Annotated in this window: 22 protein-coding genes; 7 read left to right on the top strand and 15 right to left on the bottom strand. The window is 63.4% G+C overall.

The window, feature by feature from the left end:
• Positions 1-28 precede the first annotated feature (28 nt).
• From rnhB to rpsB, 15 genes are all read right to left on the bottom strand, one after another.
• Positions 29-655, bottom strand: coding sequence for a ribonuclease HII (gene rnhB, locus IE125_RS09410; protein WP_189444414.1), 627 nt, complete (start codon positions 653-655; stop codon positions 29-31).
• An 11-nt stretch (positions 656-666) separates the two neighbouring features.
• Positions 667-1,833, bottom strand: coding sequence for a lipid-A-disaccharide synthase (lpxB, locus tag IE125_RS09405; protein ID WP_189444413.1), 1,167 nt, complete (start codon positions 1,831-1,833; stop codon positions 667-669).
• Positions 1,834-1,845: 12 nt separating this feature from the next.
• Complete coding sequence (gene lpxA / locus IE125_RS09400; protein WP_189444412.1) at positions 1,846-2,613, bottom strand: acyl-ACP--UDP-N-acetylglucosamine O-acyltransferase; 768 nt, start codon at positions 2,611-2,613, stop codon at positions 1,846-1,848.
• Entirely contained in the window at positions 2,610-3,053 is a 444-nt protein-coding gene (gene fabZ, locus IE125_RS09395) for a 3-hydroxyacyl-ACP dehydratase FabZ (protein ID WP_189444411.1), read from the bottom strand. Before fabZ ends, lpxA begins: the two co-directional genes overlap by 4 nt.
• 201 nt (positions 3,054-3,254) lie before the next feature.
• Positions 3,255-4,295 carry a UDP-3-O-(3-hydroxymyristoyl)glucosamine N-acyltransferase gene (lpxD, locus tag IE125_RS09390; RefSeq protein WP_189444410.1) on the bottom strand — a complete coding sequence of 347 codons (1,041 nt, stop codon included), beginning with the start codon at positions 4,293-4,295 and terminating at the stop codon, positions 3,255-3,257.
• Between the two features lie 21 nt (positions 4,296-4,316).
• Positions 4,317-4,820: an OmpH/Skp family outer membrane protein gene (locus tag IE125_RS09385; protein ID WP_189444409.1), complete on the bottom strand. Its 504-nt coding sequence runs from the start codon at positions 4,818-4,820 to the stop codon at positions 4,317-4,319.
• A 91-nt stretch (positions 4,821-4,911) separates the two neighbouring features.
• Positions 4,912-7,251: an outer membrane protein assembly factor BamA gene (gene bamA / locus IE125_RS09380; protein ID WP_229809026.1), complete on the bottom strand. Its 2,340-nt coding sequence runs from the start codon at positions 7,249-7,251 to the stop codon at positions 4,912-4,914.
• A gap of 146 nt (positions 7,252-7,397) precedes the next feature.
• A complete protein-coding gene (gene rseP / locus IE125_RS09375; RefSeq protein ID WP_189444781.1) occupies positions 7,398-8,753 on the bottom strand; it encodes a sigma E protease regulator RseP in 1,356 nt (451 codons plus the stop codon).
• Between the two features lie 14 nt (positions 8,754-8,767).
• The gene (ispC, locus tag IE125_RS09370) at positions 8,768-10,072 is read right to left on the bottom strand and encodes a 1-deoxy-D-xylulose-5-phosphate reductoisomerase (protein ID WP_189444408.1); all 1,305 of its coding nucleotides are present in this window, start codon (positions 10,070-10,072) and stop codon (positions 8,768-8,770) included.
• Between the two features lie 7 nt (positions 10,073-10,079).
• Positions 10,080-10,880, bottom strand: a complete 801-nt coding sequence (locus IE125_RS09365) for a phosphatidate cytidylyltransferase (RefSeq protein ID WP_189444407.1) — start codon at positions 10,878-10,880, stop codon at positions 10,080-10,082.
• A complete protein-coding gene (gene uppS / locus IE125_RS09360; RefSeq protein ID WP_189444406.1) occupies positions 10,873-11,634 on the bottom strand; it encodes a polyprenyl diphosphate synthase in 762 nt (253 codons plus the stop codon). The genes IE125_RS09365 and uppS overlap by 8 nt, the downstream gene beginning before the upstream one ends.
• Positions 11,635-11,694: 60 nt before the next feature.
• Complete coding sequence (gene frr / locus IE125_RS09355; protein ID WP_189444405.1) at positions 11,695-12,252, bottom strand: ribosome recycling factor; 558 nt, start codon at positions 12,250-12,252, stop codon at positions 11,695-11,697.
• 10 nt (positions 12,253-12,262) lie between these two features.
• The gene (pyrH, locus tag IE125_RS09350) at positions 12,263-12,976 is read right to left on the bottom strand and encodes a UMP kinase (protein WP_189444780.1); all 714 of its coding nucleotides are present in this window, start codon (positions 12,974-12,976) and stop codon (positions 12,263-12,265) included.
• 314 nt (positions 12,977-13,290) lie between these two features.
• A complete protein-coding gene (gene tsf, locus IE125_RS09345; RefSeq protein WP_189444404.1) occupies positions 13,291-14,157 on the bottom strand; it encodes a translation elongation factor Ts in 867 nt (288 codons plus the stop codon).
• Positions 14,158-14,327: 170 nt separating this feature from the next.
• A complete protein-coding gene (rpsB, locus tag IE125_RS09340; RefSeq protein ID WP_189444403.1) occupies positions 14,328-15,062 on the bottom strand; it encodes a 30S ribosomal protein S2 in 735 nt (244 codons plus the stop codon).
• A gap of 357 nt (positions 15,063-15,419) precedes the next feature.
• On the opposite strand from rpsB, the gene map reads away from it, so the two are divergent.
• The 7 genes from map to IE125_RS09305 all read left to right on the top strand — a co-directional run bounded on the left by map (position 15,420) and on the right by IE125_RS09305 (position 23,220).
• On the top strand, positions 15,420-16,211 hold the full coding sequence (gene map, locus IE125_RS09335; protein WP_189444402.1) for a type I methionyl aminopeptidase: 792 nt from the start codon (positions 15,420-15,422) through the stop codon (positions 16,209-16,211).
• A gap of 36 nt (positions 16,212-16,247) precedes the next feature.
• Positions 16,248-18,992 carry a [protein-PII] uridylyltransferase gene (locus IE125_RS09330; RefSeq protein ID WP_189444401.1) on the top strand — a complete coding sequence of 915 codons (2,745 nt, stop codon included), beginning with the start codon at positions 16,248-16,250 and terminating at the stop codon, positions 18,990-18,992.
• Positions 18,993-19,094: 102 nt separating this feature from the next.
• Positions 19,095-19,436: an ArsC family reductase gene (locus tag IE125_RS09325; protein ID WP_229809025.1), complete on the top strand. Its 342-nt coding sequence runs from the start codon at positions 19,095-19,097 to the stop codon at positions 19,434-19,436.
• A gap of 90 nt (positions 19,437-19,526) precedes the next feature.
• The gene (dapD, locus tag IE125_RS09320) at positions 19,527-20,549 is read left to right on the top strand and encodes a 2,3,4,5-tetrahydropyridine-2,6-dicarboxylate N-succinyltransferase (protein WP_189444399.1); all 1,023 of its coding nucleotides are present in this window, start codon (positions 19,527-19,529) and stop codon (positions 20,547-20,549) included.
• The gene (dapE, locus tag IE125_RS09315; RefSeq protein WP_189444398.1) at positions 20,549-21,736 is read left to right on the top strand and encodes a succinyl-diaminopimelate desuccinylase; all 1,188 of its coding nucleotides are present in this window, start codon (positions 20,549-20,551) and stop codon (positions 21,734-21,736) included. Before dapD ends, dapE begins: the two co-directional genes overlap by 1 nt.
• Before the next feature lie 7 nt (positions 21,737-21,743).
• Positions 21,744-22,136: a hypothetical protein gene (locus IE125_RS09310; protein WP_189444397.1), complete on the top strand. Its 393-nt coding sequence runs from the start codon at positions 21,744-21,746 to the stop codon at positions 22,134-22,136.
• A gap of 148 nt (positions 22,137-22,284) precedes the next feature.
• Complete coding sequence (locus IE125_RS09305) at positions 22,285-23,220, top strand: cation diffusion facilitator family transporter (protein WP_189444396.1); 936 nt, start codon at positions 22,285-22,287, stop codon at positions 23,218-23,220.
• Positions 23,221-23,231: the final 11 nt, after the last annotated feature.

The following is a 23,231-nucleotide window of genomic DNA, read 5'->3' as shown; positions in this document are numbered from 1 at the left end:
TCACAATGACGCTTTGGCCGTCGGCGTCTCAGGCAAAAAGCTCGATCTGCTTGCGCACCGGCGCGAAAGAGCGCCGGTGCACCGTCAGCGGACCGAGACGTGACAGCGCTGCCAGGTGTTCCGGTGTCGGATAGCCTTTGTGACGAGCGAAGCCGTACTCGGGAAATTGCGCGTCCAGGCCGGCCATCTGGGCGTCGCGCGCCACCTTGGCCAGAATCGACGCGGCACTGATCGCCGGGTGACGCAAATCGCCCTTGACCACGGCCTGGCCGGGACAGGCGTGGCCCGGCATTCTATTGCCATCGACCAGCAGGTACTCGGCCGCGATCGACAGTGCATCGATCGCGCGCCGCATGGCCAGATGCGTCGCGTGGTAGATATTGAGCGCATCGATCTCGGCCGGGCTCGCTTCCGCGATCGCGAAAGCCAAAGCGCGCTCTCGAATCTGCGTATCGAACGCCTCGCGGCGGGCGGCGCTCAGCGCCTTGGAGTCGGTCAACCCGTCGATCGGCCGCGCGGGATCGAGAATGACCGCAGCCGCGACGACGGCGCCGACCAACGGGCCACGCCCGACCTCGTCGACACCGGCAAGCCGGTCTCCGCGGTACGCGATCACCAGTTCCGGATAGGCTGTGGCTGGACGTCTGGCAGGCATCGAACGGGGCCTCAAATTTCAGCGGTATCGGACGGCAGCGAGCCGCGCTCGACGACGGCCGTGACCGCTTTTGCAGCCCGCTCACTGGCGCCGCGCTGGAGCCCGGCATGCATCTCGGCGAAACGCGACTCCAGCGCTTCGCGGCGATCCACGTCCTCGAACCAGGGGGCCAGCTCGGCAACGATATTCGCCTCGCTCGCGGCATCCTGGATCAGCTCGGGCACCAGCGTCTCCTGCGCGATCAGATTGGGCAGCGCGATCCAGCGCGTCTTGACCAACCGCTGGGCGAGCCACCAGGTCGCGGGCGCCATCCGATAGGCAACGACCATGGCACGATGGCAGAGCATGGTTTCCAGCGCCGCGGTGCCGGAAGTCAGCAGCACCGCATCGCTTGCCACCATCGCCTCGCGCGCACGCCCTTCGACGATGCGCGTGTCGGCAGCCAGTTCGGGAAAGCGCTGCAGCAGCGTTTCGATCTCGAGCTTTCGCTCGGCGGAGGCCGCCGGAATGACCACCTGGAGCGTACCGAGACGCGCTCGCAGCGCGGCTGCGGCCCGCAGAAATCGCTCGCCCTGAAAACGAATTTCGTTGCCCCGCGAACCGGGCAGCAGCGCCAGCGTAGGTAGATCGGGCTCAAGGCCAAGCGCTGCACGTGCGCCAGGGCGGTCGTTGGTCAGCGGCAGCTCATCGGCCAGGGGATGCCCTACATAGGCCACCGGCACGCGATGCTCGAGGTAGAAGTCCGCCTCGAACGGCAGAAACGTGAGCATCGCATCCACGGCCTTGGCGATCGTCTTGACGCGCCCCTGACGCCAGGCCCAGACCGAGGGACTGACGTAGTGCGCGGTGCGAATGCCGGCATCGTGGAGCTGGCGCTCGAGTCCAATGGTGAAATCGGGAGAGTCGATACCGATCATGATATCGGGACGCCAGGCGATCGCGTCCTGCTTGAGATGACGGCGCACTTTCACCAGCCGGGGCAAGTGCTTGAGCACTTCGACGAAGCCCATGACCGACAGGGTCTCGAGCGGATAGAGGGAAACCAGCCCCTCCGCCTGCATGCGCGGGCCACCGATCCCGCGACACTCGATTTCGCCGTAGCGACGCTTGAGCGCCTGGATCAGGCCCGCGCCAAGGTTATCGCCCGAGAGCTCTCCCGCGACCAGATAGACGCGCATCGCTTCAGTTCCCTAGCGGATGATGCCGCGCTGAGACACCTTGATGGAGTCGAGAAAGCGCTGCGTCTCGTCGAGCGAGAAGCGACTCTCGATCTCGCTCACCGCCTGCTCCAGCGTCAGCCCCTTGCGATAGACGAGACGATAGGCCTCGCCCAGCGCGCGCACGCCCTCGTCGGAGAACCCGCGACGCTTGAGCCCGATCGAGTTGAGCCCGTGTGGCGATGCCGGATTGCCGCTCACCATGATGAAAGCCGGCACGTCCTTGGTGATCGCCGAACAGCCGCCGACCATCGCATGCTCACCCATGTGGCAGAACTGATGGATCGCCGAAAGGCCGCCGAGAATCGCGAAATTGCCCAGCTTGACGTGGCCGGCGAGCGTGGCCTGATTGGCAAGAATGCAGTCATCGCCAATCACGCAGTCGTGCCCCACGTGCGAGTAAGCCATGAACAGATTGCGACTGCCGATGGTGGTCACACCGCGATCCTGAACGGTGCCGCGATGCAGCGTCACGCTTTCGCGGATGACGTTATCGTCGCCGATCTCGAGACGCGTCGACTCGCCCGCGTACTTCTTGTCCTGGCAATCCTCGCCGACCGAGGCGAACTGGAAGATGCGATTACGCTTTCCGATTCGGGTCGGCCCCTTGATCACCACATGCGGGCCGATCACGCTACCGGCATCGATCTCGACGTCAGGGCCGATCACGCTGAACGGCCCGACTTCGACATCCGACGCCAGCTGCGCGGTGGGATCGACGATGGCGGTAGGATGGATCAAGCGATTTTCCTCTCGGCACAGATGATTTCGGCTTCACAGGCCAGCTCGCCGTCGACGCTGGCGCGGCAGGCAAACTTCCAGATACCGCGTTTGCCCTTGATCACGCTCGCTTCCAGCTTGAGCTGGTCGCCCGGCATGACCGGCCGCTTGAAGCGCACGTTGTCGCTGCCGACGAGATAGTAGACATAACCATCGGCCGGCATCTTGTTGACCGTCTTGAAACCCAGAATGCCACAGGCCTGCGCCATGGCTTCGATGATCAGCACGCCCGGCATGATCGGGTGATGGGGAAAATGGCCGTTGAAGAAAGGTTCGTTGATGCTGACATTCTTGAGCGCCACGATCGATTCGCCCTGCGTGATCTCCGTCACGCGATCTACCAGTAAAAACGGATAACGATGCGGTAGATACTCACGAACCTGGTTGATGTCCATTATCATCAATACGACCTCTGAAATAACGAAATGCCTGCCCCCGGACGACGATCGATCAGACCAGACCGGGGGCAGGCACGGGGCAGCAGAACGGCGATCCCCTTGTGGGCGGGCATTATACAGGCGCACTCGCGGCCTGCCAGCCTCGGGTAAGTCGCCTTGAAACGTGCCCGGCCCGCGGCCGGCCACGTCAGGCGGAAGTGACGATCAGGTATCGCGCATGTCTCGCTCGAGCCGATGCAGTCGCTTGGCGATCTCGTCGAGCTGCTTGAAGCGTACCGCGTTCTTGCGCCACTGACTATTGGACATGGAGCCGGTACCGGAAGAGTAGACACCGGGCTCGAGAATCGAATTGGTCACCAGACTCATGCCCGTCACCTGGACGCCATCGGTCAGTGTCAGATGCCCGGACAAACCGACGCCACCGCCGAGCAGACAGTGCCGCCCGACCTTGGTCGAACCGGCGATGCCGACACAACCTGCCAGCGCACTGTGATCGCCGATCTGCACGTTGTGCGCGATCTGCACCTGGGAGTCGATCTTGACACCGCTGCCGATCAGCGTGTCGCCGAGCGCACCGCGATCGATGCTCGAGCAACTGCCGACCTCGACATCATCGCCCAGTGACACCCCACCCAGCTGAGCGATCTTCTCCCATTGCTTGCCATCATGAGCAAATCCGAAGCCGTCGCCACCGATGACGCTGCCACTGTGAAGAATCGCGCGCTTGCCGATGGTCACGCCGTGATAGACGGTCACGTTGGCATGCAGGCGGGAACCCGCGCCGACGACGGTATCGGCACCGATGACACAGCCGGGACCGATCACGCAGTCGTCGCCGATCTCCACACCAGCCTCGATGACGCAGTTGGCGCCAATTTCGACCCGCTCACCGACCGCAGCGCTCGGTGACACCGTGGCCGTCGAATGCACAGCCTGACGCGGGCGATTGTTCAACGGATCGAAGAGATGCGAGAGCTTGGCGTAGCCCAGGTAAGGGTTGTCCAGCTCGAGCCGAGGACAGGGACAGGCTTCACCGTGAGCCGGATGCACCAGCACCGCACCGGCGCCGGTGCCGGCCAGGTACTTCAGATACGCTCTATTGGCGAGAAATGCCAGGTCTCCGGGGCCGGCGTCGGTCAAGGTCGAGAGCCCGCTGACGCGAAGATCCGCGTCACCGATCAGGCGAGCATCGAGCCGCTCCGCCAATTCGCCCAGGGTGTAGGAGACTGCAGCATCACTGTTCATGAACGGGCGCCGATTCGAAGATTAGTTGAGCGAGTTGAAGATCTGGGTCACTTCCTGGGTGATATCCAGGCTATCGCCGGAATAGACCACCGCGTCACGGTCGACGACCATGTCCAGGTCATGCTCTTTCACCACCCGCTCGATCGCCTGGTCGAGCTTGGGCTTGGCGCCTTTCAGGTACTGCTGCTCGGCCTGCTGCTGAGCCTGAGAGATCTGGCCCCGAAGCTGCTGGAACTGTCCGCCCTTCTGGCGCAGCTGCTGGGTCACGGTGTTACGCTCGGATTCGGACATGACGTCGCCATTCTGCTGCAGACGCTTTTGCAGCTGCTGCAGTTCCTGCTGCAGCGACTGCGCCTGCTGCTGCTGCGAGCTGACGCGATTCTTCAGCTGATTCATCGACGCCTGGGCCGAGTCGGAAGACATCAGCGCCTCGCGCCAGTCGAGCACGCCGACTTCGGTGGCCATTGCCGGAACCGATACCATGGTCAACAGACCGAGCCCGAGGGCTCCTACTACCTTGCGCATCCCGCGCCTCCTTGAGAAAGACTCTCGATGAATGGAGATGGGTGAGTCGGTGTCGCGACGGATCATCCCGCCGCGACCGTGAAATTCCGGATCAGAACGTCTGACCCAGCGAGAACTGGAACACCTGCGGGTCGTCGCCATCCTTCTCGTTGAGCGGCTTCGCCACGCTGAACGTCAGCGGTCCCACCGGCGTCAGCCAGGAGAGCCCCAGGCCCACGCTGTAACGCATGTCGTCGAGGTTGATCCCGCTTTCGCACTCGGAGGGACCGTCGCCATCGACGACTGCATAGCAGTCGGTCAGGAAGGTGTTACCTCCATCGATGAAGACGCTGGTCTGCAACGAGCGGCGATCCTCGATCCACGGGAACGGGTAGATCAGCTCGGCCGACCCTTCGACCAGCACGTTACCGCCGAGTGTATCGTCGTCGCCATCGTTGCGCTCGGTGGTCTTCGGCCCCAGCGTGTTGCCGGTATAGCCGCGCACCGAGCCCAGGCCGCCGGCGTAAAAGTTCTCGTAGAACGGATAGGGGTCGTTGGAGCCCAGCGTGTCGGCGTAACCCAGGTTGCTGCTGAACTTCAGCGACCAGTCAGGGTTGAGCTCGAACAGCTTCTGCCCGCGATAGCGAAGCTTGTAGTACTCGGCGTCGGAGCCCGGCACTGCGGTTTCCAGCGAAACCCGCTGGTAGCTGCCCGCCGTCGGCATGATGCCGCGGTTCAGGTTGTTGCGCGTCCAGCTCGCGGTCAGCTTGTAATTGAGGAAGTCCTCGCCCTCGTCATCGGTGTACTTGACGATTTCCGACGGCGTGTCGTCGTAGGTATCGATCGACAGGCGCTCGAGTCCGACACCGAAGTTGAGGCGGGACAGATCGTTGATCGGATAACCGAAATTGATGTTGCCGCCGTAGGAGTCGGTCGAGTACGTCGAGATGTCGGAATCTTCGTAATCGGTCTCGCGGTAGAAGACGTTGTAGCCGCGCGAGATGCCATCCAGCGTCCAGTACGGATCGGTGAAGCCGAAGTTGATGTTGGTGAACGTGTCACTGCGCTGCGCACCGATGTTGACGCGGTTACCCGTCCCCAGGAAGTTGTTCTGGGAGAGCGCGGCGCCGTAAATGACACCGGCCGACTGGGAGAAACCGACGCTTGCCGAGATCGAACCGGACGGCTGCTCCTGCACGTTGTAGGTGACATCGAGCTGATCGGGTTCACCGGCCACCGGGCGCGTGTCGACATCGACCTGCTTGAAGAAGCCGAGTCGCTCGAGGCGCTGACGCGACTGAGAAATCTGGTCGGTAGACGCCGGCGCCCCTTCCATCTGCACCATTTCACGCCGCAGCACTTCGTCCTGCGTGGTGGTGTTGCCTTCGAAGTTGATGCGCCGGACGTAGGCGCGGCGGCCGGGATCGACGCGGAACGTGATATCGACCGTGCTGTCGGCTTCATTGACCGTGGGCACGGCCTTGATGTCGGCAAAGGCAAACCCTTCGGCACCCAGCTTCTGGCGCAGCGCCTCGGAGGAGGCGGTCAGCTTGCTCTGCGAGAAATATTCGCCCGGTTCGGCAGTGACCAGCGAACGCGCGGTTGCGTCGTCCATCTTCAGGTCACCGTCGAAGTTGATCTTGTCGAGCTTGTAGCGCTTGCCTTCATCGACGTTGATGGTCACGAAGATGCGCGACTTGTCCGGGCTGATCGACACCTGCGTCGAGGTGATCGAGAAGTTGACGTAACCGCGATCGAGATACCAGGAACGCAGCGTCTCGAGATCACCGGAGAGCGCTTCGCGCGAGTACTCGTCGTCGGAGAACCAGCCGAAGAACCAGCCCGGCTTGTCCTCGAGCTGGAACAGATCGCGCAGCGTATCGTCGTCGTAGGCCTGGTTGCCGACGACGTTGATCTGGCGAATCTTCGCGACCTCGCCTTCGTTGATATTGATGTTCACCCGGACCCGGTTGCGCTCGAGCTGCTCGACGGAGGTCTTGATGCTGGAGCTATAGCGCCCCTGAGACTGATAGAGACGTTCGAGCTCGCGCTGCATCTCTTCGAGCGTGGAGCGCTGCAGCACCTGGCCTTCGGCGATACCGGCGTCGCTCAGCCCCTTGCGCAGATCGTCGTCGGAAATCTGCGAGTTGCCGTCGATGTTGATCTCGGCAATCGACGGGCGCTCGGACACGTTGACGATCAGGACATCGCCATCGCGCGAGAGCCGGATGTCATCGAACAGCCCCGTGTCGAAAAGCTTCTGGGCCGCCTGACCCAGCTGCTGGTCATCTACCGTCTGGTCCGCGCTGACGGGAAAAGCGTTGAACACCGATGCGGCGGAGACACGCTGCAGCCCCTCTACCCGAATGTCCGAAATCTCGAAAGGTGCAGCCAGCGCCACGGGGGAGCTGGCCAGCAGCAGTCCTGCCAATCCGATGGTCTTGAGTTTCATGCAATCAATCGCTTCTCTGGGGTCCGCCCGCGTATCGAACAGGCACCTTATACATTTCTCCCTGTGACTGACAAGATCGTCTCTCGTCACTCAAGGGATCTTCCACGGCGCCCATGGCGCCAGGCGTTCACCTCGACGTCCTGCTGTCAGAGGCGCATCAGGTCGAAATAGAGCGCCATCGCCATCAGACACCCCACCAGGGCAACACCGACGCGCAGCCCCATGGCCTGCGCCGTCTCGGAGACCGGTTTGCCACGCACCAGTTCGATCAGGTAGTAGACCAGATGCCCGCCATCGAGCACGGGAATCGGCAACAGATTGAGCACGCCGAGGCTGATCGACAGATAGGCCAGAAACCCGACGAAGGTCTCGACGCCGCTGCGCGCCGAGTCGCCGGCGATGCGGGCGATCGTGATCGGGCCCGATAGGTTGGACGGCGAGATCCAGCCGACGATCATCTTGCGAATGGAGTCCGCCGTCAGCCAGGTCATCTCTGCCGTCTTCGAGAACGACTGACCGATGGCTGCCAGCGGCCCGTAACGAATTTCTCGACGGTACTCCGCCGGCCACGTGACCGCCGCCGAGGCCGCACCCACATACCCGATCGTCTGACCATCTTCGGTCTCGCGCGGTTCCGGCGTCAGATTCAGCGTTTTCCGCTCTCCGTCGCGCTCGATCTCCACCGTCAGTGGCTGCCCGGCGTGATCGCGTACGACCGTGACGAAAGCCGACCAGTCGGCCAGCTCACGCCCTCCGACGCTGACGATATGATCGCCCGCCCGGAGACCGGCAGACGCGGCCGGGCCATCGTCCAGCACCTGCCCCAGGGTCGCCGGCACCGTCGGGCGCCACGGCGTGATGCCCAGCGACGACATTGGACGCGGCGGGTCCTGCCGCACCAACCACTGATTCACCGGCACGCGGTGCGTTCGCGTCGCACTGCCCTGGTGATCGCGCGTCGTCACGCTGAGCTCGCCGCTGGCGCCGATGGCGGCAATCAGCTGCAGATTGACGTCATTCCATGAAGGCGTCGACTCGCCCTGCACGCTGACGATCTCTTGGCCACTCTGCAGCCCGCCGCGCGCGGCGGGCGAATCCGCGGCCACGTCACCGATCACCGGCGCCACGGTCGAGGTGCCGTAGACGAACAGCGCCCAATAGGCGACCAGGGCCAGCAGGAGATTGGCGATCGGCCCGGCCGCCACGACCGCAATACGCTGCCACACCGACTTGCGATTGAAGGCGCGATGCTGCTCTTCCGGCGCGACAGGTCCCTCGCGCTCATCGAGCATCTTGACGTAGCCACCCAGCGGGATGGCCGCAATGGCAAACTCGGTGCCATGTCGATCCCGACGCGACCACAGCGGTTTGCCGAAGCCGACCGAGAAGCGCAATACCTTGATGCCGCAGCGCCGCGCCACCCAGAAATGCCCGAACTCGTGAAACGTGATCAGCAGGCCGAGTACGACGATGACAGCCAGCACGTTCTGGAGCGCATCCATCACGCCTGCCCCTCCTAAAATGACCGTTGTTGCAGCAAGGCTTCGGCAATTCGCCGCGCCTCGGCATCCTCGCACAGTATCACGTCGAGCGAGTCGGCCGCGCGCGTTCGCGTCGCGGACAGCGTCTCTTCGATCAATCCACCGATCCCGGGAAACGATATTCGTCCCTCGAGAAAGGCAGCCACCGCCACTTCGTTGGCGGCATTCAGACTCGCCGGCGCCGTGCCGCCCGCTTCGATCGCCTCGCGCGCCAGGCGCAGGCAGGGGAAGCGGACCTCGTCAGGTGCCTCGAAGTCGAGCCTGGCGACCGCGAATAGATCGAGCGGCTCCACGCCGGCATCGATGCGATCAGGCCAGGCCAGCCCGTAAGCGATCGGCGTACGCATGTCAGGGTTGCCCATCTGCGCGATGACCGACCCGTCGCTGTATCCGACCATCGAGTGAATGATGCTCTGCGGATGCACCACGATCTCCACCTGACGAGGCGAGGCATCGAACAGCCAGCAGGCCTCGATCAGTTCGAGCCCCTTGTTCATCAGCGTCGCGCTGTCGACCGATATCTTTCGACCCATCGACCAGTTGGGGTGCGCGCACGCCTGTTCCGGGGTCACGGACGCCAGCCGCTCTTGCGGCCATTCACGAAACGGGCCGCCGGAAGCCGTCAGCAGCAGTCGAGAAACGCCTTGCCCGGCGCTCCCGAATCCACGCTGGCCGACCTGAAGGTGCCTTTCGGCATGCCCCGTGACGGACTGCCCCGTCTCGGGCCGCCCCGCCACGGACTGACTAGGAAGACACTGATAGATGGCATTATGTTCCGAATCGATCGGTAAAAGTGTGGCGCCGGAACGCGCCACCGCGTCCATGAACAGTGCCCCCGACATGACCAGCGACTCCTTGTTCGCCAGCAGGACGCGTTTCCCGGCCTCCACGGCGGCGAGAGTCGGCATCAAACCGGCTGCGCCGACGATGGCGGCCATCACGGTGTCGACCGCATCCGCAGAGGAGACTTCCTGCAGCGCCGACTTACCGTAGGTCACCTCGATGTCGTCGGCCCCTGCCGAACGCAGCCGCGATCGCAACCAATCGGCATCCTCCATGGTGCCGATGACGGCAACGCGCGGACGAAAGCGCAGGCAGATCTCGAGCAGCGCCTCTTTCGAGTGCTGTGCGGTCGCGGCATGAAGCCGATAGCTGTCGGGATATCGCGCCACGACATCCAGCGTGCTGCGACCGATGGAGCCGGTGGCCCCCAGCACGGTCAGCGTGCGCGGTGAAACCGGGTTCGAAGACGCAGGGGAGCTCGAAAACGATGACGTCATGAAAAGATCAACCCAACCAGGGGCGAATGAGGGCAAATAGCGGGATTGCAGCGGTCAAGCTGTCTATCCGATCAAGAATGCCGCCATGGCCCGGCAGCAGGTGGCTCGAGTCCTTGAGCCCGCGGAAACGCTTGAGCATGCTCTCGAGGAGATCGCCGATCACCGAGACGAAGGCGACGACGAGTGCCAGCACCAGCAGGCCGAACGTCTGGGCGACGCTCAGCGAGAGCCACAGGGCGTAGACGAGGACGAGCACGGCAACCGCCACCCAGCCACCATAGACGCCCTCCCAGGATTTCCCGGGGCTGACACTGGGTGCCAGCTTGCGCCGCCCGAAGCGGCGGCCGGCAAAATAGGCCCCGATATCGGCGACCCAGACCAGCAGCAGCGCAAAGAGCAACCACTCGCTGCCCTCCTGACGCAGCTGATGGAACCCGACCCAGCAAGGCACGAGAACCCAGAGCCCCATCGCCAGACGGACGGCAGGCTGCTGCCACTGCTCGGTCCCGCGCGGGTAGCGCGACACCCACCAGGCGTTGAGCAGCCAGCCGGCCACCCCGAGCCAGAGCGGCCAGTGCGCATCGATCCCGCCAGCGAACCAGACGAGACCGAGAATGATCCCGACGAGAACGGTGTAGAGCAGCCGAGGGGCAAGGGCGTCGAAACCGGCCAGACGCCCCCACTCCCAGGCACCAAGCAGCAACACCAGGGCAGTAAAGGCGGCAAATCCACCGTGGGAGAGGCCGAACAGCCCGGCCAGAGCGATCGGCGCCAGAATCAGCGCCGTCAATATGCGCTGTCTAAGCACCCTGAACCTCGACCTGCTGCTGACTCATGCCGAAACGCCGCTGGCGCTGCTGATAGGCCAACAGCGCGGCATCGAAGGCGTCGCCGTCGAAGTCCGGCCACAACTCCTGGGCGAAGACGAACTCGGCATACGCCATCTGCCATAGCAGAAAATTGGAGATGCGCTGCTCACCGCTGGTGCGGATGCAGAGGTCGACCGGTGCCTCGTGAGCGAGGCAGATTTCGCGATCGAGCATTTTCTCGTCGATCTCGTCCGGGGCGATCTGGCCATCGGCGACGCGCTGGCTCAATCGCCGAGCGGCCTGAGCGATATCCCAACGGCCACCATAGTTGGCAGCCACCACGAGATGCATGCCCGGGTTGTCTCGGGTCAACGCCTCGGCACGCCCCATCTGCTTCTGCAGCGAGGTGGAGAAACGACGACGCTCGCCGATGATGGTGAGACGAATGTCATTTTCATGGAGTTTCTTCACCTCGCGTTTCAACACGAGCATGAAGAGTTCCATCAGCGCGCCGACCTCGGCCGATGGCCGACGCCAGTTCTCGCTGGAGAACGCGAAGAGCGTGAGCGTCTCGACGCGCCGTTCGGCAGCGCGTCGAATGACCGCGCGCAGCGACTCCACGCCCGCGCGGTGTCCCTGAGCACTGGAGAGTCCCCGAGCTCGCGCCCAGCGATTGTTACCGTCCATGATAATCGCCACGTGGCGGGGCACAGACGACGGCGCAACAGCGTCACGCAACTGCATGTCTGTCATGTTAGCTCGCAAGACAGGTGAACGACGGCGCCCACGAGCGATCTCGGCGCGCCGTCCCGCTCATACCTGCATCAGGTCGTGTTCCTTGGTTTCCAGCAGCTTGTCGATCTCGCCGACGAACTTGTCGGTCAGCTTCTGGACGTCCTCTTCTCCGCGACGCTCGTCGTCCTCGGTGATCTCCTTCTCCTTGAGCAGGCTCTTGAGATCGCCGTTGGCATCGCGCCGCACATTGCGAACGGCCACTCGAGCGTTTTCCGCTTCGGCACGCGCCTGCTTGATGTAGTTCTTGCGCGTCTCTTCGGTCAACGGCGGCATCGGCACGCGAATCACGTTACCTGCCGTCGCCGGGTTCAGCCCCAGATCGGAGGTCATGATCGCCTTCTCGATCTTGGGCACCATGGGCTGTTCCCACGGCGTGATGCTCAGCGTGCGCGCATCTTCGACGGTGACGTTGGCCACCTGATTCAGCGGCATGTCGCTGCCGTAATACTCGACCATCACCGCATCCAGAATGCTCGGATGCGCGCGTCCGGTACGGATCTTGTGAAAATTGCTCTGCAGAGACTCCAGCGTCTTCTGCATGCGCGCTGCCGCGTCTTTCTTGATATCGTCGATCATGTCCTAAACCTCACTCAATCAGCGTGCCTTCTCGCCCACCGACTACCAGATTCAACAGCGCGCCATGCTTGGTCATGTCGAACACCCGAAGCGGCATGTCATGGTCACGTACCAGACAGATGGCGGTCAAATCCATGACCCCGAGCTTCTGATCGAGGACGTCATCGTAACCCAGCCGGTCATACTTGACGGCATCGGCGTGTTTCACCGGGTCCTTGTCGTAGACGCCATCGACCTTGGTCGCCTTGACCACCACGTCGGCATCGATCTCGATGCCGCGCAGACAGGCTGCCGAGTCGGTCGTGAAGAAGGGGTTGCCCGTACCGGCAGAAAAGATCACCACGTCACCCGAGGTGAGATAGCGAATGGCAGTGCGGCGATCATAATGCTCGACCACACCACTCATCGGAATCGCGGACATCACGCGGGAGCGAATATTGGATCGCTCGAGCGCATCGCGCATCGCCAGCGCGTTCATGACCGTCGCCAGCATCCCCATGTGATCGCCGGTGACCCGCTCCATGCCAGCAGCGTGCAGTGCAGCACCGCGAAACAGATTGCCGCCGCCGATGACGATACCCACCTGAACCCCGATCCCCACCAGCTGACCGATCTCCAGCGCCATACGGTCGAGCACCTTGGGATCGATGCCGAACTCCTGATCACCGGCCAGTGCCTCTCCGGAAAGCTTGAGCAGGATCCGCTTGTACTTTGACTTGTCCATACGCTCGAACTTGTCACGACGTTCGGACGGGTCGCTGCGCTCGTGGGGCTTGGCGGAACGGTCGATGGCGTCGGGCATGACGATCTCTCCTGATTATACGCGTCGGTGTCGGCGAGCCGGGCAGATGCCGAATCCATCTGCCGGATACGCGATGGCGTGCGCTCTCGCGCACGCCATCGACTAGAGTATGAAGTCATTCTAATACGAATGACATCCACACCTCATACTGCATGGCAATCACGCCAGGCGTTGACTCGAGAATCCCGTTCGAGACCTCTCACGCAGCCCGGGCGCAGCATGCTCGTCACGAGCGTTCAGCGACGAGCCTGTTCCATGACTTCCTTGGCGAAATCGACTTCTTCCTTCTCGATGCCTTCGCCGACTTCGAAACGCGTGAAGCCGAGCACTTCGCCACCCGCCGCCTTGGCGTATTCGGCCACGCTCTGGTTCGGGTCCTTGACGAACGGCTGCTCGGTCAGGCTGTTCTCGGCCAGGTACTTCTTGAGACGGCCCTGAACCATCTTCTCGGCGATCTGCTCCGGCTTGCCGGCCATGTCGGGCTGGGCCAGGATGATCGCCTTTTCCTTGTCGAGCTGCTCCTGCGGCATCTCTTCCGGACGCGCGACGACCGGATTGATCGCTGCCACGTGCATGGCGATGTCCTTGGCGACTTCCGGGTTGCCGCCCTGAAGTACGGTCAGCACACCGATGCGGTCGCCGTGGACGTAGGCCCCGACAGTGCCGCCGGCCGGCGCGTCGACGATCGCCGCGCGGCGCACGGAGATGTTCTCGCCGATCTTCTGCACCAGCTGGTTACGCGCGTCTTCCAGCTCGCCTTCCATGATCGCGGCAACGTCTTCGGACTTGCTCTCGAAGACCTTGGCCAGCACCTTGGCGGCAAAGCCCTTGAAGTTGTCGTCGCGGGCCACGAAGTCGGTTTCGGAGTTGACTTCGAGCATCGCACCAAAGCTGCCGTCTTCGGCAACCTGGGTGACGATGGCGCCTTCGGCGGCAGTACGGCCGGCCTTCTTGGCGGCCTTGAGACCGGAGTTCTTGCGCAGGTCTTCGATCGCGCGCTCGATATCACCATCGGCTTCGGTGAGTGCTTTCTTGCACTCCATCATGCCGAGACCGGTACGCTCGCGCAGTTCCTTGACCATAGAAGCAGTGACAGCTGCCATGTTGATTCTCCGCTAGATCGCTATGTCGTCTGACGAGGGCGCCACTGGCGCCGCTCCAAGTGTAAAAAGGGGGCTCTTGAGCCCCCTTGTGTCTGCGCTGGCGTCGGCGGACCGACTGTCGCCCTGCGGGAGCTTGCTCAACGCAGACCGGATGCCGTGGCGGCGTCGCCTTACTCGGCGGCGGCTTCGCTCGACTCGCTGACCTCGACGAACTCGTCGGGGCGGCCTTCCTTCGCCTTGCCGCAGGCATCAGCGATCGCCTGGACGTAGATCTGGATAGCGCGGATCGAGTCGTCGTTACCCGGGATGACGTAATCGACGCCGTCCGGGTTGGAGTTGGTATCGACGACGCCGATGACCGGGATGCCCAGCTTGTTGGCTTCGTTGATCGCGATACGCTCGTGATCGACGTCGATCACGAACAGCGCGTCGGGCAGACCCGCCATCTCCTTGATGCCGCCGATGGAGCGCTCGAGCTTGTCCTGCTCGCGAGTGGCCATCAGCACTTCTTTCTTGGTCAGCTTCTCGAACGTGCCGTCTTCACGCATGCTCTCGAGCTCACGCAGACGCTTGATCGACTGACGAATGGTCTTGTAGTTCGTCAGCATGCCGCCGAGCCAGCGATGATTGACGAACGGCTGACCCACACGATTCGCTTCTTCCTTGATGATCTTGCTCGCGGAACGCTTGGTGCCGACGAACAGGATCTTGTTGTTGGAAGCGGCCATCTTCTCGACCACGCCTGCCGCTTCGAGCAGTGCCGGCAGAGTATGTTCGAGGTTGATGATGTGGATCTTGTTACGGGCACCGAAGATGTACTGACCCATCTTCGGGTTCCAGTAACGGGTCTGGTGACCGAAGTGTGCGCCTGCCTTGAGCAGATCGCGCATGTTGACTTGTGCCATGATGACTCCTGAAGAATCGGGTTGGGCCTCCACACACCCCATGGATCCGACCGCTCGGCGCTTGGCCGTCACGGCACCCGGGACCATGTGTCGGTGCGTGTGTGTTTTTGGTGACGCGGCAATGCCGCTATCGCTGATGCCTCGCTGCCATTTCCATGAGCGCGACGCGGGCTGTCGATGCCTGTTGCATGCAAGCCTGGGCGTCGTGCGGGACGAGAATTGCAGTCGAGCGCGCGGCTTTATACCATACAACGCATTCAAGATGAAGTCGCCGCTGGTCTAAGCCAGTCGCCCGCGCCTCGATTTGGCGACGCTCGATCCAGCCCGACGCCCACCGATCCTCCGCTGCGAGAACGCATGAATATTCCACGCAAGACCCCGGACGAAATCGAAAAGATGCGCGAAGCCGGCCGCCAGGCCGCCGCCGTGTTCGAGATGATCACGCCTCACGTGAAGGCAGGCGTGACCACCGGCGAGCTCGATCGTCTGTGCCACGACTTCATCGTCAAGGAACTGGGCTCCACCCCGGCGCCGCTCGACTACCACGGCTTCCCCAAGTCGATCTGCACATCGCTCAATCACGTCGTCTGCCACGGCATTCCCGACTTCGACAAGAAGCTCAAGAACGGCGACATCATGAACATCGACATCACCGTGAAGACCGCCGATGGCTATCACGGCGACAGCAGCATGATGTTCGTGATCGGCGAGACGATTCAGGGCGAGCGGCTGAGCCGCATCACGCAGGAGTGCCTCTATAGAGGTATCGCCGAAGTGCGTCCGGGCGCGCGCCTCTCGACCATTGCCCGGGTCATCCAGGCGCATGCCGAACAGGCGGGCTACTCGGTCGTGCGCGACTTCTGCGGCCACGGCATCGGCGCAGGCTTCCACGAGGAGCCGCAGGTGCTGCACTACGACGGCTATGCGCCTGAGGCCGATGCCGAGCTCGCCGCCGGCATGTGCCTGACCATCGAGCCGATGATCAACACCGGCGGCTATCGCACCAAGGTACTCAAGGATGGCTGGACCGCGGTGACCAAGGACAAGAGCCTGTCGGCGCAGTGGGAGCACACCCTGCTAGTGACCGAGACCGGCGTCGAGGTGCTGACGGCGCGCTCCGACGAGGATCTGAGCTTCCTCGCCGCCTGAGGCGCCGGAGACGGTTCCCACGGAGAACGACGGACCATGCTGCTGCACCACTACCGCTTTCACCCCGACGACACCCTGTTCGATGTGGCGGCCTTCCGAGACGAGTTGCAACACCACCGCCAGCCGATTGCCCTGTTCAAACAGGCGCTGGCGGCGCTACGCGAGCGCCTCGACGAGCGCTTCCGGCGCGGCGCCGACATCCGCGACCTGGTCTACGGGCGCGCCTGGTGCCTGGATCGCCTACTGGAAGTCGCCTGGGAGCGATTCGACTGGCCCGATGATGGCGTTGCGCTGCTGGCCGTCGGTGGCTACGGCCGCGGCGAGCTGCACCCGCACTCCGACATCGATCTGCTGCTGCTGCTCGGCCACGACGACGATACGCCCTACCGCGAACCCTTGACCGGTTTCATTACCTTTCTTTGGGATATCGGGCTCGAGATCGGTCAGAGCGTCCGTTCGCTCAACGACTGCGAACGCGAGGCCCGTGGCGACGTCACCATCATCACCAATCTGCTCGAGACACGCACGCTGGCCGGCCCCGAACGCCTGCGAGAGGCAATGCGCGAGCGCCTGTCGACCGCGCACATGTGGTCCTCACCCGCGTTCTTCGAAGCCAAGTGGCAAGAGCAGATCACTCGGCATCACAAGCACAACAACTCCGAGTACCACCTGGAGCCGAATATCAAGAGCGCTCCCGGCGGTCTGCGTGACATCCAGATGATCGGCTGGGTCGCCAAACGTCATTTCGGCCCGCTGCGCTATGAAGACGTGGTCGCCCAGGGCTTCATGAACGACGCCGAACTGCGCATTCTGAGCCAGGGCCAGGCGTTTCTGTGGCAGGTTCGCTACGCCCTGCACATGTTGACCGAACGCGCCGAAGACAGACTGCTGTTCGACCACCAGCGCACGCTGGCCAAGCTGTTCGGCTACGCCGACACTCGCGAACGACTGGCGGTCGAGCAGTTCATGAAGACCTACTATCGCCATGTCACGGCGCTGGCCGGCCTCAACGACATGCTCCTGCAGCACTTCGACGAGGTGATTCTGCGCGCCGGTGAGGCGCTCGAGGTCAAGCCGATCAATCCGCGCTTCGAGATCAAGGGCGGCTATATACAGCTGCGTCAGCCGAACGTCTTCGTGCGCCGGCCCGGCGCGCTGCTCGAGCTGTTCCTGCTGATGGCCCAGCATCCGGAGATCGACGGCGTGCGTGCCGACACCATTCGTCAGATTCGCGATCATCGTCACCTGATCGACGATGCCTTCCGTGACGATCTGCGTCATCAAAGCCTGTTCATGGAGCTTCTGCGCAGCGGCGGCGACGTGCCCACGCAGCTGACCCGGATGAACCGCTACGGCGTACTCGGCAAGTACCTGCCCGAGTTCGGCGAAGCCGTCGGCCTGATGCAGCACGACCTGTTTCATATCTACACGGTCGATGCCCACACGCTGCGCCTGATGAGCTTTCTGCAGCGCTTTCGCGAAGCCCGCGATGGTGACGAGTATGCGGTCGCCATCGAGGTAATCCAGAAGCTGCCCAAGCTCGAACTGCTGTGGATCGCCGGTCTTTATCACGATATCGGCAAGGGCCGCGGTGGAGATCACTCCGAGCTCGGTGCCGTGGATGCCGCCGAGTTCTGCCGTCGCCACGCGCTGGCAAGCTGGGACACGCGCCTGGTCGCCTGGCTGGTGGAGCATCATTTATTGATGTCGAAGACCGCACAGAAGCGCGATCTCTCGGACCCGGACGTGATCCACGCTTTCGCCCGCACGGTGCGTGACGAAGTGCACCTGGACTACCTCTATGTCCTCACCGTCGCCGACATCAGCGCCACCAATCCTTCACTGTGGAACGGCTGGCGGGCGTCACTGATGCGCCAGCTCTACACCGAAACCCGACGCGTGCTGCGCCGCGGGCTCGACAACACCGTCGACCGCAAGGGCTGGGTCGACGAAACCCGCGTGGAAGCGCTGGGTCTGCTGCGTGCCATCGGGGCGGACGCCGTGCGCGTCGAGCAGCGATGGCAGACTTTCGGCGAGGACTACTTCCTACAGTACACACCGAGTGAAATCGCCTGGCAGACCCAGGGCATTCTCGCCCACGAAGCCCCGGTCCACGACAACTCGAGCCAACACGAACAGGCGTTACCGGACCAGCCGTCCGCGGCCCCGGTCGCGGCCGAGCTGCCGCTGGTGCTGGTCAGCGGCCCCAGCGACGACATGACCGAAGGCGGCACCAAGATCTTCATCCACGCTCGCTCGGTCGACGATCTTTTTGCGGCCACGGCAGCCGCGATCGAACAGCTCGGACTCTCGATCCACGATGCGCGGATCGCCACTTCCAGCGACGACTGGACGCTCAACACCTTCATCCTGCTCGACGACGATGGAGAGGCGATTCGCGAGCCGTCGCGACTGGAAGCGATTCGCCGCCACCTGGTCGAGGAGCTCGACGATCCTGACGACTATCCGCAGATCGTCAGCCGCCATACACCGCGTCAGCTCAAGCACTTCAAAGTGCCAATCGAAGTGATCATCGAGCAGGACCCGGCCAACGCACGGACGTCGCTGGAACTGGTGGCGCCTGACCGGCCTGGCCTGCTGGCACGCGTCGGGCGTATCTTCATGGAGCAGAATATCTCGCTGTCGGCGGCGAAGATCGCCACGCTCGGCGAGCGCGTCGAGGACGTCTTCTTCATTACCGACAAGCAGGGGCGGCCATTGACCGATCCCGAAGCACAGTCTCGCCTGCGCGCGCGACTCTGCGAGGCGCTGGATGTATAGCGCCGCGACCGCCCTGGTTGCCCGCGACACCGGCGCGTTTGAGCCCCTTCGAACGCGCCCTTATACTCTTCGCCCTCGACGACAACGGTAACGATGGCCGCCATGACCGCCACGCTCTATGGAATCAAGGCCTGCGACACCTGTCGCAAGGCGCGACGCCTGCTCGATGCGCAAGGCGTCGACTACCGCTACCACGATCTGCGCGAGGATGGACTGACTCGCGCACATCTCGATGCCTTTCTGAGTCGGGTCGACTGGCAGGCACTGCTCAACACTCGCAGCACGACCTGGCGTCAGCTCGCCCCGACAGACAAGGAAGGGCTCGACGAAGCGCGCGCCATCGCGCTGATGCTCGCGCATCCGACCCTGCTGAAACGCCCGGTACTCGAGTCCGCCGGCGAAGTGATCGTCGGCCTGGACAAGGCGCGCTACGTCGCGCTCTGACGTCGTCGGTTCCGACAGCTTGGCCGAGATCGTTTCAGACACGACCCGTTCGAACACCCCTATACAGACAACAGCCATGAGGAAGACGCGATGCTGAGCTTCGCTTTAGGAATCGGAACCCAGAATAGCCAGGGCGACTGGCTCGAAGTCTACTACCCCGCCCCACTCTTTCAGCCTGCCTCGGCCATCGTGGAGGCGGCGCGTCAGGCACTGGGTGACGCCGACAGCGAAACCGTCAGCTTTCTGCCGGAGCACTGCACCGCCCTGGCGACGGCCCTGCGTGAGGCCGGCGCCGCCGAACAGGCCGACCTGGCAGAAGCCTTCGCCGACGCGAAGCGCCCGCTGGTCGCCGTCTTTCTAGGCGAAGATCATGCGCCCGCCAGCGTGCCGGAAGTCTATCTCAAGCTGCACCTGCTCTCTCACCGTCTGGTCAAGCCGCACGGCCTCAAGCTCGACGGCATGTTCGGCCTGCTCCGTAACATCGCCTGGACCAGCGAGGGCGCCATCGACGTCGAAGAGCTGTCGGCACGCCGCCTCAAGGCGCGTCTGGCCGGGCGCCCGCTCTCGGTCGACTGCGTCGACAAGTTCCCGAAGATGACCGACTACGTGGTGCCCAAGGGCGTGCGCATCGGCGACACCGCCCGCGTTCGCCTCGGCGCGCATCTCGGCGAAGGCACCACCGTCATGCACGAAGGTTTCTGCAACTTCAACGCCGGTACCGAGGGTCCGGGCATGGTCGAGGGCCGCATCTCCGCAGGCGTCTTCGTCGGCAAGAACTCGGATCTTGGCGCGGGCTGCTCGACCATGGGCACCCTCTCGGGCGGTGGCAACGTCGTCATCAGCATTGGCGAGAACTGCCTGATCGGCGCCAACGCCGGCCTCGGCATCCCGCTCGGCGACCGCTGCACCATCGAAGCCGGCCTTTACGTCACCGCCGGCTCCAAGGTCACCGTGCTCGACGACAAGGGTGAAGCCGTCGAGACCGTTGCCGCCCGTGAACTCGCCGGTCAGAGCGACCTGCTGTTCATCCGCCACTCGGTGACCGGGCGCCTGGAGTGCCGCACCAACAAGAGTGCGGTGGCGCTGAACGAAGCGCTGCACGCGCACAACTGATGTCTGCCCAGACCACACCGCCGGTGCCTTCGCTGTCCGGTGGTACAGGCCAGACCTCGTCCGCCACGCTCGCTCTGGCGCTCGATCTGCTCGCGCGACCTTCGGTCACGCCAGACGATCACGGCTGCCAGCCGCTGATGATCGAACGGCTGGAAGCGATCGGCTTTCACGTCGAGCGCATGACCATCGGCGGCATCGACAACTTCTGGGCCACTCGCGGCCAGCACGGCCCGGTGCTCGCGTTCGCCGGGCACACCGATGTCGTGCCCAGCGGGCCGGAGAGCGAATGGGACGTGCCACCGTTCACCCCTTGTGTCGATGCCGAGGGCTATCTGCGCGGTCGCGGCGCCGCCGACATGAAGGGCAGCCTCGCGGCGATGATCACCGCCGTCGAGCGGTTCGTGGCCGCTCACCCCGATCACGAAGGCCGCCTCGCCTTTCTCATCACTGCTGACGAAGAAGGTCCCGCCGTTCACGGTACGCGTGCCGTGGTCGAGCGATTGCGCGAACGCAACGATCCGCTCGACTACTGCATCGTCGGTGAGCCCTCGTCCACCAGTCACCTGGGAGACGTGGTCAAGAATGGCCGTCGCGGCTCGCTGGGCGGCGTACTCACGGTCCGCGGAATTCAAGGCCATGTGGCGTATCCCCACCTGGCGCGCAACCCGATTCATCAATCGCTCGCGGCGCTGCAGGCGCTGACGGAGACCCGCTGGGACGAGGGCAACGACTTCTTCCCGGCGACCAGTTTCCAGATCTCCAACGTGCATGCCGGCACCGGCGCGACCAACGTCGTTCCCGGCGAGCTCGAAGTGACGTTCAACTTCCGCTACTCGACCGAAGTGACCGACGAGCAGCTGCGTGAGCGAGTCGCCGAGATCCTCGATGCCCACGGCCTCGATTATCGCCTGACATGGACGCTCAACGGCGAGCCGTTCCTGACACCGGATGGCAAGTTGCTCGACGCTACGCGAGCCGCCTGCGAGGCTGTCACCGGGCGCTGCCCGGCGCTCTCCACCTCAGGCGGCACTTCCGACGGGCGCTTCATTGCTACACTGGGAGCGCAGGTGATCGAGCTGGGCCCGGTCAACGCCACCATTCACCAGGTCAACGAACGCATTCTTGCCGCCGACCTCGACACGCTGAGTCGCCTCTACGAGACGATTCTGCAGCGACTCTACACCTGAGGGGCTCATGGAGCGTTTCCCGGATATCGAAATCTATCTCGCCGACGCCGATGCCGAGGCAATCACCGCCTGGCTGCAAGATGCACTCGGTGACAGCGAGCTTGCCCTGAAGCGCACCGGCAAGGGGCTCTGGCGCGGCCGTGCGATTACCTCGAGCGGCGCCATCGGCATCATGCTGGTGGAGCGGGCAGCGGACCGGTTCGCGAGTCTCTGGTTCGACTGCGACGCTACGCCGTGGCCCAGAGACACCGACTGCGCCCGTGAAGCCGCTGCGACACTGGCCTGCGAGGCCCGCTGTTCTCTCGGCGGCTGGCAGCCCGGCGACGACCCGGATCGTTTCTGGCAGGTCCTGCCGGACGGTCGGGAAGGCACCATCGACTGGCCGGACTCGGGCCAGTGAACGCAAGACACGCCTGTGCCTACGCAGGCGCCTCGATGTCATCGGCGTCAACGATGTCACTGACGTCATAACAATACCCGGCCGTTTCGACGGCCATGAGATCGGGGCGGGATGTCTCGATCTCTCGACCTTGACAGGGAGTCAACGCATGGCGGAATCCAAACCGGTCATCTTTGCCGCAATGGGCGGCAATCTGGCGATCGCAGTCACCAAGTTCGTCGCCGCTGCCCTTACCGGCAGCTCGGCGATGCTTTCCGAGGGCATCCACTCGGTCGTCGACACGGGCAACCAGATCCTGCTGCTGCTTGGCATGAGTCGTGCCAAGCGCCCCCCCAGCCCGCAGTTCCCGTTCGGACACGGCAAGGAAGTCTATTTCTGGAGCTTCGTGGTGGCACTGCTGATCTTTGCCATCGGCGCCGGCGTTTCGATCTACGAGGGCATCACCCACATTCTGCACCCGGAACCGATCGAGTCGCCGCTGATCAACTACATCGTGCTGGGACTCGGCATACTCTTCGAGGGCGCATCCTGGGCCTTCGCGCTCAACGAGTTCCGCAAGACCAAGGGCAAATGGAGCTACATCGAAGCGGTGCATCGCGGCAAGGACCCGTCGATGTTCGTGGTGATCTTCGAGGATTCGGCGGCACTTCTGGGTCTGTTCGTCGCCATGGCAGGCGTGGCGCTGAGCCAATGGACCGGCATCGAGCAGTTCGACGGCATCGCTTCCGTCATCATCGGGCTGATTCTCGGCGGTACGGCCATCTGGCTGGCCATGGAAACCAAGGGATTGCTGATTGGCGAAAGCGCCAATCGCCATGTGGTGGAAGGCATTCGTGAGCTGGCCGGACAGGCCGATGGCGTCGAGCAGGTCAACGAGGTGCTGACCATGCATATGGGGCCGAATTTCATACTCGTCACGCTGAGCGTGCGCTTTGCCCGAGGCACTCCCGCCGAGCGGATCGAACAGGCTATCGCCAAGCTTGATCGCGAGATCAAGTCGGCCAATGACAGCGTCAAGCGCGTCTTCGTCGAGGCGGAGGCCAGGGCCGGAGTCGACGACATACCGGAGAGCGCTCAAGCCTGAAAACGCTGGAC

It is taken from the genome of Salinicola rhizosphaerae (assembly GCF_014652715.1).
In the GTDB taxonomy this organism is placed as follows: domain Bacteria; phylum Pseudomonadota; class Gammaproteobacteria; order Pseudomonadales; family Halomonadaceae; genus Salinicola; species Salinicola rhizosphaerae.
The sequence above is the reverse complement of the archived record's forward strand: the minus strand, read 5'-3'. Positions and strand labels throughout refer to the sequence as shown.